Annotated in this window: 15 protein-coding genes and 1 pseudogene; 9 read left to right on the forward strand and 7 right to left on the reverse strand. The window is 43.6% G+C overall.

The window, feature by feature from the left end; all coding sequences use genetic code 11:
- Positions 1-209: 209 nt before the first annotated feature.
- Complete coding sequence (locus ITG09_22420) at positions 210-866, reverse strand: NAD(P)H-dependent oxidoreductase (GenBank protein ID UPR54135.1); 657 nt, start codon at positions 864-866, stop codon at positions 210-212.
- 314 nt (positions 867-1180) lie between these two features.
- Positions 1181-2047 carry a glycerol kinase gene (locus ITG09_22425; protein UPR54136.1) on the reverse strand — a complete coding sequence of 289 codons (867 nt, stop codon included), beginning with the start codon at positions 2045-2047 and terminating at the stop codon, positions 1181-1183.
- 571 nt (positions 2048-2618) lie between these two features.
- On the opposite strand from ITG09_22425, the gene ITG09_22430 reads away from it, so the two are divergent.
- The 3 genes from ITG09_22430 to ITG09_22440 all read left to right on the forward strand — a co-directional run bounded on the left by ITG09_22430 (position 2619) and on the right by ITG09_22440 (position 6431).
- Positions 2619-4511, forward strand: coding sequence for a PTS mannitol transporter subunit IICBA (locus ITG09_22430; protein UPR54137.1), 1893 nt, complete (start codon positions 2619-2621; stop codon positions 4509-4511).
- 184 nt (positions 4512-4695) lie between these two features.
- Complete coding sequence (locus ITG09_22435; protein ID UPR54138.1) at positions 4696-5844, forward strand: mannitol-1-phosphate 5-dehydrogenase; 1149 nt, start codon at positions 4696-4698, stop codon at positions 5842-5844.
- 50 nt (positions 5845-5894) lie between these two features.
- Positions 5895-6431 (forward strand): transcriptional regulator, encoded by a 537-nt coding sequence (locus ITG09_22440; protein UPR54139.1) that lies wholly within the window; start codon positions 5895-5897, stop codon positions 6429-6431.
- A 260-nt stretch (positions 6432-6691) separates the two neighbouring features.
- Here ITG09_22440 and ITG09_22445 read toward each other — a convergent pair whose 3' ends face one another.
- Both ITG09_22445 and ITG09_22450 read right to left on the reverse strand, forming a co-directional pair.
- Positions 6692-7492: a glucosamine-6-phosphate deaminase gene (locus tag ITG09_22445; protein ID UPR54140.1), complete on the reverse strand. Its 801-nt coding sequence runs from the start codon at positions 7490-7492 to the stop codon at positions 6692-6694.
- Positions 7493-8074: 582 nt separating this feature from the next.
- Positions 8075-8428, reverse strand: a complete 354-nt coding sequence (locus ITG09_22450) for a DUF413 domain-containing protein (protein UPR54141.1) — start codon at positions 8426-8428, stop codon at positions 8075-8077.
- Between the two features lie 154 nt (positions 8429-8582).
- Between ITG09_22450 and ITG09_22455 the strand changes: the two genes are divergently transcribed.
- On the forward strand, positions 8583-9473 hold the full coding sequence (locus tag ITG09_22455; protein UPR54142.1) for a LysR family transcriptional regulator: 891 nt from the start codon (positions 8583-8585) through the stop codon (positions 9471-9473).
- Between the two features lie 187 nt (positions 9474-9660).
- On the opposite strand, the gene ITG09_22460 is transcribed toward ITG09_22455, so the two are convergent.
- Positions 9661-9864 (reverse strand): hypothetical protein, encoded by a 204-nt coding sequence (locus tag ITG09_22460; GenBank protein UPR54143.1) that lies wholly within the window; start codon positions 9862-9864, stop codon positions 9661-9663.
- A gap of 242 nt (positions 9865-10106) precedes the next feature.
- Between ITG09_22460 and ITG09_22465 the strand changes: the two genes are divergently transcribed.
- From ITG09_22465 to ITG09_22475, 3 genes and pseudogenes are all read left to right on the forward strand, one after another.
- Positions 10107-11483 carry a DNA-3-methyladenine glycosylase 2 family protein gene (locus ITG09_22465; protein UPR54144.1) on the forward strand — a complete coding sequence of 459 codons (1377 nt, stop codon included), beginning with the start codon at positions 10107-10109 and terminating at the stop codon, positions 11481-11483.
- A 25-nt stretch (positions 11484-11508) separates the two neighbouring features.
- On the forward strand, positions 11509-11991 hold the full coding sequence (locus tag ITG09_22470; GenBank protein ID UPR54145.1) for a methylated-DNA--[protein]-cysteine S-methyltransferase: 483 nt from the start codon (positions 11509-11511) through the stop codon (positions 11989-11991).
- A 44-nt stretch (positions 11992-12035) separates the two neighbouring features.
- Positions 12036-12260: pseudogene (locus ITG09_22475) on the forward strand (hypothetical protein).
- On the opposite strand, the gene nhaD reads toward ITG09_22475, so the two are convergent.
- A complete protein-coding gene (gene nhaD / locus ITG09_22480) occupies positions 12257-13696 on the reverse strand; it encodes a sodium:proton antiporter NhaD (GenBank protein ID UPR54146.1) in 1440 nt (479 codons plus the stop codon). The pseudogene ITG09_22475 and the gene nhaD sit on opposite strands and share 4 nt — an antisense overlap.
- Positions 13697-13945: 249 nt before the next feature.
- Positions 13946-14116 (reverse strand): hypothetical protein, encoded by a 171-nt coding sequence (locus tag ITG09_22485; protein ID UPR55253.1) that lies wholly within the window; start codon positions 14114-14116, stop codon positions 13946-13948.
- Between the two features lie 532 nt (positions 14117-14648).
- Between ITG09_22485 and ITG09_22490 the strand changes: the two genes are divergently transcribed.
- Both ITG09_22490 and ITG09_22495 read left to right on the forward strand, forming a co-directional pair.
- Positions 14649-15386: a YjiH family protein gene (locus ITG09_22490; protein ID UPR54147.1), complete on the forward strand. Its 738-nt coding sequence runs from the start codon at positions 14649-14651 to the stop codon at positions 15384-15386.
- Entirely contained in the window at positions 15386-15853 is a 468-nt protein-coding gene (locus ITG09_22495; protein UPR54148.1) for a YjiG family protein, read from the forward strand. The genes ITG09_22490 and ITG09_22495 overlap by 1 nt, the downstream gene beginning before the upstream one ends.
- Positions 15854-15899 lie beyond the last annotated feature (46 nt).

Here is a 15899-nt window from a genome sequence, read left to right on the forward strand (position 1 = left end):
TGTTTTATATGAAATTTATTGCCATTTAACTCTAAGTGGTGTCTTTATGACTTATTGATTTTTGCAATCATATTGATATTAATGCGTCTTTATGACTTGTTTGTGGATATTGGCTTGGATAAATAACAGATATAAAAAAGGCCAGACAAGCGTCTGGCCAAATAAAGCAGTGCGATTTGTTTGTTTTAGCTATTACAGCGTAGTAGCTGTTATAACGTAGTAACCACTTCATCAAGAGCTAGACGCGCTTTTGGTTTGCCGTAGTTGTAGTCTTCGCCGTCTTTGTGGTATCCGATAGCTAGCGCTACATCAACAACGTGACCTTCTAGTTCGTCAGCAAACTCTTCGCCGATCATAGCAGCGTCTACGCCTTCCATAGGTGTTGAAGCGATACCTAGACGAGCTAGTGTGTGCAGTGTGTTACCTAGTGCGATGTAAACTTGAGACTTAGTCCAGTTACCGTTGAAACCTGTTTCGTCTGTGTTCATGTCTGCGAATGCGTAAGCACCTAAGAATTGCTCGTACATTTCAGCGGGTAGGTGACCAGAGCTTACTTCTGTGTCAGCACGCTTAGCGAATTTCTCTTTAGTGTACTTAGGATCGTGAGCAAACAGGATCGTGTGTGATGCTTCTTTCGCATGTGGTTGGTTAAACTGGAACATGTTTTCGAAAGTATTGTGGAAGCGTTGTTTTGCTGCGTCACTCTCAATGATGATGAATTTCCAAGGCTGAGAGTTGATAGAAGAAGCCGACAAGCGAAGTGCTTCTTTGATTACTTCCATGTCTTCCGCAGAGATGCGTTTTTCTGCATCGTATTTTTTAGCTGTGTAACGAGTGTTTAGATCAGTAATGATTGGATGAGTCATGTTGAATCCTAATATCTATCAATAATAAATGTTGTAGGGTTTTATGTTCGGTAACGTCAACAATAAACGGATAACGCATTTAGGCTGTATATCTATAGAAGAACAGTAAGTCTCTATAAGACCGAACACTTAAATGGCTATCGAACATGCCCCAATAAATCGAGTATCTGCGGTAGCTCAAGTCGATGGATGTAAGATAATAGAAGAATGACTCGGGAAAAATAGCGAACACATCAAATCACTATGGTAAATAACATCCATAATTATTCGATAAATGTGATCTCAACGGGTGTGGAGTGTCTAGATTCAGTAGCTTAGTACGCCTTGATGCCATATTGACGCAATAATGGTGGAAGTACGCTGTCTAGGTTTGGGATATCTTCTGGGGTGAGTTCAATCAAGCTGAAGCCGTGTTCTGCGTATGTTTCTCTCGTTTCAATGCGTTTGTCTTCAGCGATAGGTGCAGAATCGGTTCCCCAAAACTGGATGTACACCTTGCCACTTGGCAGATAAAAATCACTAATCACTTGTTTGGATATTGGCAGTGGACGCTCGTACGCATGAACGACTCCCGCCATATAAAGCCAGTTATCGATGATCAGCTCTCCTTTTGAACGAACATAATGCCCATCTAAGCTTCGGTGTTTCGCCTCGAATTTTTGACGAAAACTGGAAAATGACACATCCGTTGAGTGGCTTTCAGCGTCATGCCCCAAAAATTCCACAACAGACTGCTTTAAACGTTTATTGCGAACCAGTGAGTCGTGCCATACCACGAATAAGTTTTGAGTCGCTTTATCTTCTCTTTGTTCACCACCAGCTTTTAAGCCTGTAGAGGTGACGTGCCAACCGTCTTCTTCTTTTGTAATCCAGCCAAGCTCATTGAGCAGTAAGTTGATTTTCTTTGCGCTGAGTTGAAAGGCATTACCCAACTGGGTGGCGGTGAGTGTTTTTCCTGAGAATGAGTCTAAATCGATAAGCAGTTTCTCTGGCCAGACAATAAAGACACCAAACTTCTTGTGCTCGACATATTCCCCACCAAAGCTTTCTCCTCTTTCTGTGAGAATCCAGCGTTCTTGTGAACGCACGATATAGCCAGCTGTTTTTAGATCGCCAAATAAAGCTTTAGCTTCTATGCCTTTTTGTTTAGCCAGTGCGGATGTGGAAATTTTGTCTGACATAGTCTTTTCTCAAATAGCGGAGCGATTAGCTGATGGGTGTTGGAGATATATATGATGCGATAGCGTTGGTAAATACCATATCACATCTATCAATGCTAACTGCAGTTCTCTGGTCTATGTTTTTAGTAGAGCTTTATGTCTCGTTTTGTATTTTTAGAAAAATGTAGCTCATTTTGTAATTAAATTACAGTTATAGCGATTTTGCTCATCTGTATGCATATTTTCTATACGTGACACGATGTTCTTTTATACGGTTTATATAGATCTTAGATGCTATATTTTACTAAGTGTGATTTTGATCACTATTTATTTTTAAGTACTACAAAGTAAAGTGTGATCTGGATCTTGTGTTAATGATATTCATTCTCATTAATTTGGCTTTGTAATTTAAATTCATGGTTTTTTTGTGATCCAAGGTGTGCTTGTTAACCCGAAAGTGTTTTTTGTGTGTGATGTTTATCACGAAATTTGGGCTAGGGTGCATTTTGGAAATGTTGTGATACATTTTAATCGACTTTTGAGTACACACTTTCGGTCATTTGACCAACCAATACACTACGGGGTTCTACCTATGTTATCACCAGAAGCTAAGATTAAGGTTCAAAACTTTGGTCGTTTCTTATCCAATATGGTAATGCCAAACATCGGCGCATTTATTGCGTGGGGTTTCATTACTGCACTATTTATTCCAACAGGTTGGTGGCCTAACGAAACGTTAGCATCAATGGTTGGTCCTATGATCACATACCTACTACCGCTATTGATCGGTTACACCGGTGGTAAAATGGTTGGCGGCGACCGTGGAGCGGTTGTTGGTGCAATTACAACGATGGGTGTTATCGTTGGTACAGATATCCCTATGTTTATGGGTGCAATGATTGTTGGTCCACTAGGTGGTATCGCAATTAAGAAATTCGATGAAGCTGTTCACGGTAAAGTGAAGAGCGGTTTCGAAATGCTAGTGAACAACTTCTCTGCTGGCATCATCGGTATGATCTGCGCAATCATCGCGTTTGTCGTGATTGGTCCTGCAGTTAAGATTCTATCTGGTGGTCTTGCGGCTGGTGTTAACGCAATGGTTGAAGCAGGTGCTCTTCCTCTAGCTTCTATCTTTGTTGAACCTGCGAAAATTCTTTTCCTAAACAACGCAATTAACCACGGTATCTTCTCTCCACTAGGTATCCAACAATCTGAAGAGATTGGTCGTTCAATCTTCTTCCTAATTGAAGCTAACCCAGGTCCTGGTTTTGGTCTTCTACTTGCTTACATGGTATTTGGTAAAGGTAGCGCGAAACAGTCTGCTGCTGGTGCATCTATCATCCACTTCCTAGGTGGTATCCACGAGATTTACTTCCCGTACGTTCTAATGAACCCACGTCTAATTCTTGCTGTAATCGCAGGTGGTATGACGGGTGTATTCACTAACGTAATGTTTGATTCTGGTCTTATCTCTCCAGCATCTCCAGGTTCTATCTTCGCCGTTTTACTGATGACGCCAAAAGGTTCTTACCTAGGTGTTGTACTTTCAGTAATTGCTTCAACCGCTGTGTCTTTCATCGTAGCTTCAATCCTGCTTAAGACTTCAGCTCAAGGTGATGACGAAGACTCTCTAGAAAAAGCTTCTGCACAAATGAAAGACATGAAAGCGTCTTCTAAAGGTGCGGCATCAGGTGCAAACGTAAACCTAGCGGATGTAAAAGCAGTTTATGTAGCGTGTGATGCGGGTATGGGTTCAAGTGCAATGGGCGCAGGTCTACTACGTAAGAAAGTAGCAACCGCTGGCCTAGACATTGAAGTGACCAACTACGCAATCAACAACCTACCGGCTGATTCGAAAATCGTTATTACGCATAAAGACCTAACAGACCGTGCTCGTAGCACTGTTCCAGGTGCGATGCATATGTCTCTAAGCAACTTCCTAGATGGCGGCGTATACGACCAACTAGTTGCAGAACTTGTCGATGCTCAAAGTGGTGAAGAGAAAGTTGAAGCTCCGGCGCCTGCAGCAACTCCAGCGCAAGAAGGCAATAAGCTTGCACTCACTGACGACAGCATCTTCCTTGGCCTTAAAGCGACTCAAAAAGAAGACGCAATCAAGTTTGCTGGCGAACAATTAGTAAAACTTGGCAACGTATCACCAGAATACGTAGACGGTATGTTTGCTCGTGAAGAGCTGGTGTCTACTTACCTAGGTGAGTCTATCGCAGTGCCACACGGCACAATCGAAGCGAAACAGTACGTACAAAAAACCGGCATCGTTTTCTGTCAGTACCCTGAAGGTATTCAGTGGGGCGAAGATGAAGACGATATCGCGAAAATGGTTATCGGTATTGCCGCACAAGGCGATGAGCACAACATGGTGCTGATGGCTATTACCAATTCACTCGATGATGAAGAAGCTGTGGAATGCCTACAGAACACAACAAACCCTGCTGATGTTCTACGTATTCTCAACGGAAACTAAAAAGCTCTAGTCAAGCTCCTGAGTGAAGGAGGCCAGTATCCCCCTACTGGCCTCATTTTCGGTCTTAAATCTTTCTAACAAGATTCAGTCTGAATAGCTTACTGCTTAATGCCTAGGGCACATCGTCAAGGCATGTTGTTGAGCCGTTAGCTATCTAGATTCAAATATTTATAAGGTCAAAATTATGAAAGCGTTACATTTTGGTGCAGGTAATATCGGTCGTGGTTTCATTGGTAAGCTTCTTTCTGATGCTGGTATGAAGGTTACGTTTGCTGACGTAAATGAAACGGTTGTAAATGCGTTAATTGAACGTCAAGAATACCCAGTTAAGATTGTTGGCGAAGAGTGTGTTGTAGAAGTTGTTAAGAACGTAACAGCAGTAAACTCAGCGACAAGCGCAGTGGTAGATTGCATTGCTGAGTCTGATCTTGTGACGACAGCGGTTGGTCCTACGGTTCTTAAAATCATCTCTAAGTCTATCGCTCAAGGCATTGAAAAGCGTGCAGCAGCAAACAACACTGCACCAATGAACATCATCGCGGCAGAGAACATGGTTCGCGGGACTAGCCAATTAAAAGCAGCAGTGTTAGAGCACCTTTCTGATGAAATGAAAGCGTTCACTGAAGAGCACATTGGCTTTGTTGATTCAGCGGTTGACCGTATTGTTCCACCGGCAGAAGCGGGCGAAACAGACCCTCTAGCGGTAACGGTTGAAACGTTCAGCGAGTGGATCGTAGACCAAACACAATTCAAAGGTGAGATTCCAAACATCCCAGGTATGGAATGCACTGATAACCTAATGGCGTTTGTTGAGCGTAAACTGTTCACGCTAAACACGGGTCACTTGGTAACGGCATACCTTGGTGTGCTTGCAGGTCACGAGACAATTAAAGACTCTATCGAAGATAACGTGATCCGCGCTGAAGTCACTGCGACAATGGAAGAGAGTGGTGCAGTTCTGATTAAGCGTTACGGCTTTGACCCAGAAGCTCACGCGGCTTACATCCAAAAGATTCTAGGTCGTTTTGCTAACCCGTTCCTACGTGATGAAGTAGACCGTGTGGGTCGTCAGCCAATTCGTAAATTGAGCCCGCAAGACCGCCTAGTTAAGCCTCTAAACGGTACATTAGAGTACGGCCTACCGAATGCTCACCTAGTGAAAGCAATCGCTGCTGCGTTTCATTACAAGAACGAAGACGACCCACAAGCGGTTGAACTTCAAGCAATGTTCGCAGAAAAAGGCTTTGCTGAGACATTAGCGCATTATTCTGAGCTGAATAGTAACTCAGAAGTTGTTAAACTAGCGGAAGAAGCTTATCTAACATTGAAATGATAAACCATCAAAGTGCCACACCAGTGGCACTTTCTTATTGTCGAGCCGTTATGCCCATACAAACAAGCCATGAAACTGAATTACTCGAAGCCCTTTCGGAAGCTGAGAGTGCTGGCGCCTGCCTAATGGCTGCTTACGATGCATTGGACGACACGGTAGATGCCGTATTAAAAAATATCTTTAAGAAAGACGACACTGCAATTAAGTTCGTTGTAGAACCACTTCTCAACAGTGGTGGGCCGTTAGGCGAGATTATGATTCGTGCTAAGTTGCTACTCGGGCTTGGTGTGATCAGTAAAGAACTCTACGACGATCTAGAAGTTTTTGTCACTTTGAAAGAGTGGGCGAAAATACAAGGTGAAGACACCAGCTTTACAGAAGTTGATGTGATATTTGAACTCAACAAGGTACACGCGATTCAGCGTATTATGCCTATCGAATATGACGCGGAGATGGTGGAAACGATGTCTGGTCCAATGCTTGAAATGTTCTTGGGGCGACACAATCAAAAGGTGAAGTCGACAATCGTATTGGCTATCACTGACATTATCACGACCTTATGCCGAGATAACGCGCTGAGCTCTTAGCTCTAGTTTGTAGCCGCTTATCTTGTTTCACATCCTACATATCTTGTAGCTGTTCGTTCGTTTCAATCCAAAGCTTAAAATGATGGCGGTTTCTCTCGTTGGAGAAATCGCTTTGTTGTTTTTGTGCCTCAAAAAAATACTCGAAACCTCCCTTCCATTAAATACAAAATCAACAGGCACAAAAAAAGCCACATTCAGTGGCTTTTCTATTCAAGACGCTCTGTTTATTAAAAACGCCCTTCTATTCAAGACTATAGAGATTATAGGTCTTGGATGTTCTCAGCTTCTAGCTCTTGGAAGTAGCGTAGAGTCTTAACTTTAAGCTCTTGTTGAGCTGGCTCATCAGCAACGATGATAGCTTTACGGTGCATTTGTAGAGCTGTAACAGTCCACATGTGGTTTACAGAACCTTCGATAGCCATTTGAAGCGCTTGCGCTTTGTTGTGGCCTAGAGAAAGGATCATCACTTCTTCAGCATCTAGAAGAGTAGCAACACCGATAGTTAGTGCGTATTTAGGAACTTGGTTGATGTCGCCATCGAAGAAACGAGAGTTCGCGATACGAGTGTCTTCAGTCAACGTTTTGATACGAGTGCGTGAAGATAGAGAAGAACCTGGTTCGTTGAATGCAATGTGACCGTCGATGCCTACGCCGCCCATGAACAGGTTGATTTTGCCGTAAGAACGGATTTTCTCTTCGTATGCTGCACAGTGAGCATCGATGTCTTCAGCTTTGCCGTCTAGCAGGTTGATGTTTTCTGCTTGGACATCAACGTGGTTGAAGAAGTTCTCGTGCATGAATGTGCGGTAAGATTCTGGGTGGTTTGGTTCGATACCAACGTACTCATCCATGTTGAATGTTACAACGTGCTTGAAGCTTACTTCGCCAGCTTTGTAAAGTTCAATTAGCTCAGCGTAAGTAGTTAGAGGTGTGCTACCAGTAGGAAGACCTAGTACAAATGGACGCTCAGCAGTTGGAGCGAATTTGTTGATCGAGTCTGCGATATGACGAGCAGCCCATTTACCTACTTTTGCTTTGTTGCTTAATGGAATAAGTCTCATTGATTTTGCCCCTAGAAATAAAATTTTATAGTGTTCTGAAACATTAATTCGCATTATAAAATAAGTTATCAAGTTCCGCTATTGTTTTAGGTCAAGTTTTTGCTTTTTTCGTCGTATCTGTGACTAGAACTCTCAAAATTGCACAATTATTGTATGGATATTTGGTGGCGTTAAACAAGATTAATACGCTTGTCATATACAGGAATGTTGATTTGATTCAGTGCCTGAAAGGGTCTGTGCGTTTCTGCAGATTGATAAGCTTTGGCGCATTAAAGAGCTTCAGCGCGCTCATCGGCTTTGAGAGTATAGTTGAGGCGTGAAAAAATAATGATGGCAATGTGCCACTATCGTGATAAAAGGAAGTTGTAGAGCGAGGTTCAAAGAATTTAGTTGGGTTAGATGTACTTCAAGTGACTAGGGATAGATGTTAATTCACGCTATCACTATGAATTGTCTATAAATATTGGTAAAACCGAACAGGTTAGCTAAACTTACCTATTACGAAGAAAAAGCGAGCTTGAAGTGTAAACCTTGAAGGCAAAAAAAACCCAAAGCGATGATGTATCACTTTGGGCGATTTTACTAATCTTCTAACACTAACTCACTTTCATATTCTTCCCTTGGCACTTCACCGCGTTTGCAGCCGTTTAGGGTATGAAAGCGACGACGTCCACGAGCCAGTTGAATGTACTTCAACCAAACAAGGTCTAACTTGGACTTTGCCTTATGAGGGTGAGACAACACTTTGATGAAGTGTCTTTCTTCTGCATTGATTGGTGTTAGTTCACCAGTTTCAAGTGCAAGCATAGTGTCACCAAACAAGGTTAGGATTTCCTCTTCTGACAGAGTAAAATTACCTGACTTAGCGAACCCTCGTGGGAATTTAATGGTGTCATAAAAACGTTTTTTTCCGTGTCGGAATTCGGTCTCAGACATATCAGCCTCAGTAATGTGGTTAGATAGAAATTAGTGTTTATTGCTCACGCGAAAATATTGTTAAAAGGCTAAAATAGGAAACAAAACGTTTTTGCCTTTACGATAAACAATCCTAGATCGGCTAGTTAGCAGATTTATTACAGAGATGTATTTGATGGATGTGAAAGTATTTAGAACCTTTCTTGAGGTTGCAAGGGTGCGCCATTTTGGGCGTGCAGCTGAAAACTTGTATTTAACACAAGCGGCGGTGAGTGCGCGGATCAAACAGCTTGAAGGCTATTTTGATACTCAGCTCTTCATTCGTGACCGCAACAACATCAAGCTCACCTCTTCCGGTGAACGTTTGATTGGTTATGCGGAAGTGATGGTGTCCACCCTACAGCAAGCTAAATTTGAGCTGTCGTTAGAAAGTGGTAAGGCCTTGCAGTTAACGCTGGGCGGCACGCCGAACATTTGGGATGCGTATCTACAAAATTGTTTAAGTGTGGTGACCGACTCTTTTGGCGGTTACGGCTTTATGGCAGAGGTGATGGGGCGCGAGCAACTGAACCGTAATTTGTTAGAACGAACCTTAGATATGGCTTTCGCGTTCGATCAGATCAAAGCGGAAGAGCTGAACTGTAAAAAAGTCGCTGACTTGGTTTTGGTGTTGGTATCAACGCAACAAGATGATCTGGAATCTGTATTCCAACACAAGTATGTGTATGTGGATTGGGGAACGCGTTTTGGTTCTGAACACGCAGAACGTCACCCTAAAGTGCCAGCACCTTATCTACGCACCTCTACAGCCCGTATCGCCCTCGATTTCATTTTAGAGAAAGGTGGCAGTGCGTATTTGCCAGTCTCTCTAGTCGAACCTTTTATCGATTCGGGTCAACTGCACAAGGTGAAAGGGGTTGAAGACTGGTATCGCCCAATTTATCTGAGCTACCGTAAAAGCAGTACTTCGGTTGATGCGATCATGCAGGTTGAGAAGTTGGTTAATGAGATTGACCCATCGACTGCTTACACGTTGCAACAAGCCGCTGAACAGACGCCAGAGTAATGGCACGCGCAGCCAGCAATATGCTTTGTTGATGAGATAAAAAAATGGCTCCTAACTAGTTAGGAGCCATTTTTGTTTTAAACCAGAGATGTAGTTCTTTTCTGAATTAGAGATCGCTTCTAATTCAAATAAAATCGTTTAAGCCTGGTATACCTAGCCCTATCTAAAGGCTCTATAGTGTTAACACTTATAGGTTCATTAGATTCTCAATAGACTCTTCAAGAGAGTGTGACATGTACGAATGGATTTGATTGCCATCCGTTGCGTCAATCTCAATCATAGAAATCCCCTTGTCCGCTTTGTCTTCAAGAAAGCTTAGAGACTGCTCGACTGATTGACTGGTGAGAACCTGTTGGTTTGATAAAACAATACGACACGTGTGAAGAACCATAGCCTTTTCCTTTTTATATTTATATTCGATAGGTCTCTGCATCTTGGCGTGCTAAGTACCTATCGTTGACGTTGTGAGAAGGTTGCCTTCTCTAGGTTAAATTTAGTCGAATTGAATAAAATTAAAACCCTTTTTTGTGATTTATCTAACCTTCGCTTCCGAAAGTGGCTAGCGACAATGGTGGATCACGGTAAACTTTTAGCTATCGGATCAAACGCTATGGCAAACGGGAAGAGTACAGCATGTCGAAAAAGATCAATCACAACAGCACCTTAACCAGTGAGCAGTGTCATTTGGCTCGATATGCCCGAGATGCTCGCTTTGATGGCATGTTTTTTACTGCGGTGAAAACGACAGGAATTTTTTGTCGCCCGATTTGCCCAGCAAGCCCACCTAAAGAAGAAAACGTCGAATATTTTTCACATCAAGCTCAAGCATTGAAAGCGGGGTATCGCCCTTGTTTACGTTGCCGACCAGACAGCGCGCCTTTTTCGCCGGCTTGGAAGGGCGTCGAAACCACTTTCTTACGTGCGATGCAGCTGATTGATAATGGCGCACTGAATTCAGGATCGATCGTCGAACTTGCTACTCGATTAGGCATTTCAGATCGTTATCTACGAACCTTGTTCGACAATTACATCGGAGTGTCACCCAAGCAATATAGTCTTTATAGCCAGTTGATGTTTGCCAAGCAACTACTGCATACCAGCAGCATGAGCATTACCGATGTGGGTTTTGCGAGCGGGTTTAACAGCACTCGTCGTTTCAATGATGCTTTCTTAAAAGAATTACAGCTTTCGCCAAGCCAAATCCGAAGAACCAAGCCAAATAACAACTTAAGTAATCATATCCAACTCAGTTTTCACGGCCCGCTGGACTGGAATCATTTGTTGGGTTTTTATCGACGACGAATGATTGAAGGCTTAGAAGAGGTGGGTGAAGACTATTACCAGCGCACGGTGAATGTGAATGGTTCAAAGGGCTGGTTCAAGGCCACTTTAGTCAAAGATAACCGCTTGGATATTGAGTTTGAGCTAGACGATATCAATCAACTAAGAAGCTTGATCGCCAATATACGACGCATGTTTGACTTAGATGTCGACATTGCAAAGGTCGAAGCTTTCTTCACAACTATCGACCCGAATTTGGTCGCTAAAAGCGGAATTCGCATTCCTGGTGTATGGAGTGTTTGGGAAGCAGGAGTGAGGGCGATTCTAGGGCAGCAAGTTTCTGTAACCGCGGCGATTGGGCAGCTTAACCTGTTGGTTAAAGAGCTTTCTGATACAGAGCAGGAAACTTACTTTCCGACCCCAAAACATATAGCCGATGCAGATGTGAGCTTTTTAAGAATGCCGGGAAGCCGTAAGGAAACCTTAAAGCGTTTTGCTGAGTACATGGTCGATAACGAATCCGAGCATCCTTCTAAGTGGATTGACCTGAAGGGCATTGGACCTTGGACGATTCAATATGCGCTGCTTCGCGGGTTAAGCGAACCTAATCATCTGTTGATTGGCGACCTGGTGGTGAAGAAGTTCATTGAGCATCGCCCTGCCATTAATGAGGAGAGCGTTTCACCTTGGGGAAGCTACGCAACGTTCCATTGTTGGAATCAATCTTAATCGGAATACTAAGCTAGGAGATATCATGGCTAACCGTTTTACTTATTATGAGAGCCCATTGGGCACCGTGACTTTACAGGCGAACGATGAAGGGTTGCTAGGTCTCTGGTTTGAAATATACACCACCAAGCCTGAAGAATTAGGTGTTCGAGATGACAGCTTTCCGATCTTTGAATTGGTAGCCGACCAGCTCAATCGCTATTTTGCTGGTGAGGTTATCCAGTTTTCTGTGCCGATCGCCGCAAAGGGGACGCCATTTCAACAGTTGGTTTGGCAGGCGCTGACGACCATCCCTTATGGAGAGACTTGGAGCTATGCACAACTGGCTGATGCGATTGGCAATCCGAAAGCCGTTCGTGCTGTGGGTTTGGCGAATGGCAAAAATCCGGTGTCAGTGATTGTACCGTGTCACCGCGTTATTGGTAAAAATGGCAAATTGACAGGGTATGCGGGTGGTGTAGAACGCAAACAGCGCTTGTTGGCCATTGAGGGAAGAGCAGAAGATTAAACTGTCATCCAATTCGAGTGACTGATGAAGCCGAGTATTAGTGGCAAGTGACCTATCAAACCACGGATAACACGGTTACGCGCAGTTATAGTGTCGACGATGATTTGATCATCATTGAGCTGAACTCTGGAAGCAGCAGAACTGACTCAGATTTGGTGATGCGAATTCAGCATCAAGGTGAAGTACTTACTTGCAATACGTGTCCAGCGATGCAGTTAAGCAATGTCTGGACACGAGTTGAGAAGCCGACAAAAGGTTCATCGAATTAGAAAAGAGCGCCATTCAACCACAGGTGAGCCGCGATACTGACGGCATAGCCAATCATAATCACTGGCATCCATTTTAAGTGTCCAAAGAAGGTGTATTTGCCATGCGCAGCGCCCATTAATGCTACGCCAGCTGCACTACCTATCGACAATAAACTACCGCCGACACCTGCTGTTAAGGTAATCAATAACCAGTTGCCAATCGACATTTGTGGTTCCATAGATAGCACTGCAAACATCACCGGAATGTTATCGACAATTGCAGATAAGATCCCGACCATGATATTGGCCCAAATTGGATCCCATTGGCTATACATCACGCCAGAGGCTAGCTCTAAGTATCCAAGTAGGCTCAAGCCACCGACACACATCACCACACCGTAGAAGAACAGCAATGTGTCCCATTCGGCATGCGACACTCTTCGAAATACATCAAAAGGTACGACTGAACCGAGTTTCTTCAATGCTCCTTCGTCATTGTTGGCAATTGCCACCGCTTTTTTCTTGGCGAGTGAGTTGGGTAAGGTTTTTCGTAAGTAATAGCCAAAGAACTGCAGATAGGCGAGCCCCATCATCATGCCCATTACTGGAGGGAAGTGGAGTACGGCATGGAAAGCAACCGCAGTGGCTATCGTCATGATGAACAAGAACACGATGCGTCTTGCACCGCGCTTTAATTCAACGTGTTGATGAACCGTGTCAGGCTGGGTGGTGGGTACAAAGTAAGACATGATCAACGCAGGGACGAGGTAATTCATCACCGAAGGAATAAACAAAGGAATGAACTCACTAAAACTCACATAACCAGCCTGCCACACCATGAGCGTTGTGATGTCACCGAATGGACTGAATGCGCCGCCAGCGTTGGCTGCAATGACGATATTCACGCAGGCTAAGTTGACGAATTTAGGGTTAGAACCTGCCACTTTAAGAACCACAGCGCACATCAATAGAGCTGTCGTGAGGTTGTCGGCGATAGGTGAGATAAAGAAGGCCAGAATACCGGTTATCCAGAACAGAGAGCGAAAGTTAAAGCCTTTGCCTACCATCCACGCTTGCAGAGCATCAAACAGTCTTCTCTCTTCCATGGCGCTGATGTAGGTCATGGCGACGAGTAGGAAAAGTAACAGCTCGGCGTATTCCAATAAGTTGTGTTCGAGTGCGTGTTTCGCTACCTCAGTGAGGTTGTGTTCTTGGTAGGTAAAACCAATGATTATCCAGATCAGGCCTGCCGCAAGTAAAACTGGCTTGGATTTTCGGAGCTTTAGGTACTCTTCCATCATCACCACGATGTAGGCGACAACGAAAATGGTCAGGGATAGGTAGCCAGCAAATGAGCTGGTGAGCTTGAGAGGTTCTCCCAACTGAGCAGTAGCAGCGCCTGCTACCGTAGAAAAGAGTAACAAAGAAAGAACAGCAGAAAGCTGGAAACCTAACATGGATTACGCTCCGAAGTTAATAAGTTATTAACACGGGTAAAAGCGTAGACCTAAATAACCATGTGCAGTGTGATAGATATCTTAATAATTCAATAGATTATAGTGAAAGCAATAGACTGTGATGCGAACGAAATACGGTCTTACATGCTCAAAATTACTGTATTGAACACTTAAAGACTAAAGACTAAAGACTAAAGAAAAAGCCCTACCGGACTCAGTGCCGATAGAGCTTATTCGAAATTGCCAATATTATGCAGCATTGAGATCAAACGTCAGTGTTTGTTCTGCAGCACATACTTCAACAGGCCAGCCATAGGATTGGTATTCAAGCGCAAGTTTTTCCGCTACTACGCGAGATACTGTTGCAGTGATCCACATGCCTTTGCCCATTACTTGATATTTAAGCGTTCTCATTTCCATAGTAATCACCGTTCTCCTTCTATATTGGCAGCGCGAAGTCTATAGCACCTATGAGGGCTGAAATTTCGAATTAAGCTCAAATTCTTTATAAAATGGCTCACTGTTTGCGCTTGGCTCAAAACTCAATCAACTAAGGGCAAACGGTTATATTTTTGAATCGTAATCACTCTTTAAGTCTCTGTATTGTAATCGAATTAAAATTGACCAGAAAAACAATGTAAGAGATCTCTCACACTATTATCAGAGATCGGATTGTGGGATAGGTTTTCTCTTGTAGCTTGATTTGTGTGGCGAATCTGTGTGTTTTCGGTTGCGCTGTTGAAGCGGATTGTGATTAGTTTTGTATTTTAAATATGAGGATTTTGTCAGTATGTATTTCGATATCTAAACCATAATCACAGTTTTATATGTTGTTGATGTTCTTCCATTTAAACTTATACGCTATTTGATTTTGGTCAGTAACCTTTTGCTCATTAGTTTGCACTATCTATACGTGTTCTGTTCCACATAAACGAGATGTATAGAGGTCCTTATGGCTAATCCAACCAAAACCGATCGTAAAGTCACGATCGGCAGTTACATCGCACTCGCTTTCGCGATTGTGTTCTTTTCCGGTTTAATGCAGTCCAACGAATGGTATGGCGTGTTCGATTTTACGACGCTCAACGGTTCGTTTGGCCAAGTCGCTTACGATGTCAGTGAGACGGCCGATGGTGTTCAAGCAGCAACTACTTCTTTACGTGGTAAAGGCGGTAGTGGTGCTCGTGACGGTTTCATTTTTGCTTTGACACTTATTCCGACCGTGATGTTTGCACTAGGAATGATTAATGTTCTTGAGCATTACGGCGCGCTGGATGCTGCTCGTAAGTTGCTTACACCTCTACTTCGTCCTTTGATGGGTATTCCGGGCAACTCAGGCTTGGCACTGATTGCGTCTTTGCAAAGTACCGATGCTGGCGCAGCGATGACGCGTCAGTTAAAAGACGAAGGGCATCTAACTAAGCGTGAAACCGATGTCTTCACTATGTTCCAGTTTACTGCTGGCGCGGCTATCGTTAACTTTTTCTCTTCGGGCGCAGTGTTGTTCACGCTGACAGCGATGGACGGCTCTCTTGCTGTGACTTCGTCTATTGGTCTAGCGGTTGCAGTGATGTTTGTTTTCAAATTTGTTGGTGCGAACCTATTCCGCCTCTACCTCAATATTACTGAAGGCAAAGAAGACAAACCAAAAGCAGATAAAGAACAAAAATTGGAAGAGGAAGTAGCATAATGAGCGAAGTTAAAGCAAAGAAACCAATGGTTACTGATATTTTCGTTGAAGGTGCTAAGAAAGGCTGGGTCATTGCGACAACCTCTACAGTACCGAATGTTCTAATGGCGTTTGTTATCATCAAGGCATTGCAGATCACTGGTGCGCTGGATTTGATGGGCAGTGTATTTGCTCCAATCATGGCGGTATTTGGTTTGCCGGGTGAAGCGGCAGCAGTATTGATTGGCGCGTGGATGTCGATGGGTGGTGCGGTTGGCGTGGTTATTACGTTGTTTGACCAAGGCATCCTGAACGGCAACCATATCGCTATCTTGGCGCCAGCTATCTACTTGATGGGCTCTCAGGTGCAATACATGGGTCGTATCATGGGACCAATCGGGACTGAAGGTCGCTACATTCCAGTGATGATTGCGATTTCAGTATTGAATGCCTTTGGTGCGATGTTCTTGATGAACATTATTTTGTAACGTTAATCTGGCTCGATTTCAAACGTCACAAAAAAGGAAACCCCGC

Origin of the sequence: Vibrio cyclitrophicus (genome assembly GCA_023206055.1) — a bacterium.
Lineage (GTDB): Bacteria > Pseudomonadota > Gammaproteobacteria > Enterobacterales > Vibrionaceae > Vibrio > Vibrio cyclitrophicus_A.

Coding starts and splice junctions, on each gene's coding strand:
- ITG09_22420 (UPR54135.1), bottom strand. CDS start 866: ATGACTCATCCAATCATTACTGATCTAAACACTCGTTACACAGCTAAA.
- ITG09_22425 (UPR54136.1), bottom strand. CDS start 2,047: ATGTCAGACAAAATTTCCACATCCGCACTGGCTAAACAAAAAGGCATA.
- ITG09_22430 (UPR54137.1), top strand. CDS start 2,619: ATGTTATCACCAGAAGCTAAGATTAAGGTTCAAAACTTTGGTCGTTTC.
- ITG09_22435 (UPR54138.1), top strand. CDS start 4,696: ATGAAAGCGTTACATTTTGGTGCAGGTAATATCGGTCGTGGTTTCATT.
- ITG09_22440 (UPR54139.1), top strand. CDS start 5,895: ATGCCCATACAAACAAGCCATGAAACTGAATTACTCGAAGCCCTTTCG.
- ITG09_22445 (UPR54140.1), bottom strand. CDS start 7,492: ATGAGACTTATTCCATTAAGCAACAAAGCAAAAGTAGGTAAATGGGCT.
- ITG09_22450 (UPR54141.1), bottom strand. CDS start 8,428: ATGTCTGAGACCGAATTCCGACACGGAAAAAAACGTTTTTATGACACC.
- ITG09_22455 (UPR54142.1), top strand. CDS start 8,583: ATGGATGTGAAAGTATTTAGAACCTTTCTTGAGGTTGCAAGGGTGCGC.
- ITG09_22460 (UPR54143.1), bottom strand. CDS start 9,864: ATGGTTCTTCACACGTGTCGTATTGTTTTATCAAACCAACAGGTTCTC.
- ITG09_22465 (UPR54144.1), top strand. CDS start 10,107: ATGTCGAAAAAGATCAATCACAACAGCACCTTAACCAGTGAGCAGTGT.
- ITG09_22470 (UPR54145.1), top strand. CDS start 11,509: ATGGCTAACCGTTTTACTTATTATGAGAGCCCATTGGGCACCGTGACT.
- nhaD (UPR54146.1), bottom strand. CDS start 13,696: ATGTTAGGTTTCCAGCTTTCTGCTGTTCTTTCTTTGTTACTCTTTTCT.
- ITG09_22485 (UPR55253.1), bottom strand. CDS start 14,116: ATGGAAATGAGAACGCTTAAATATCAAGTAATGGGCAAAGGCATGTGG.
- ITG09_22490 (UPR54147.1), top strand. CDS start 14,649: ATGGCTAATCCAACCAAAACCGATCGTAAAGTCACGATCGGCAGTTAC.
- ITG09_22495 (UPR54148.1), top strand. CDS start 15,386: ATGAGCGAAGTTAAAGCAAAGAAACCAATGGTTACTGATATTTTCGTT.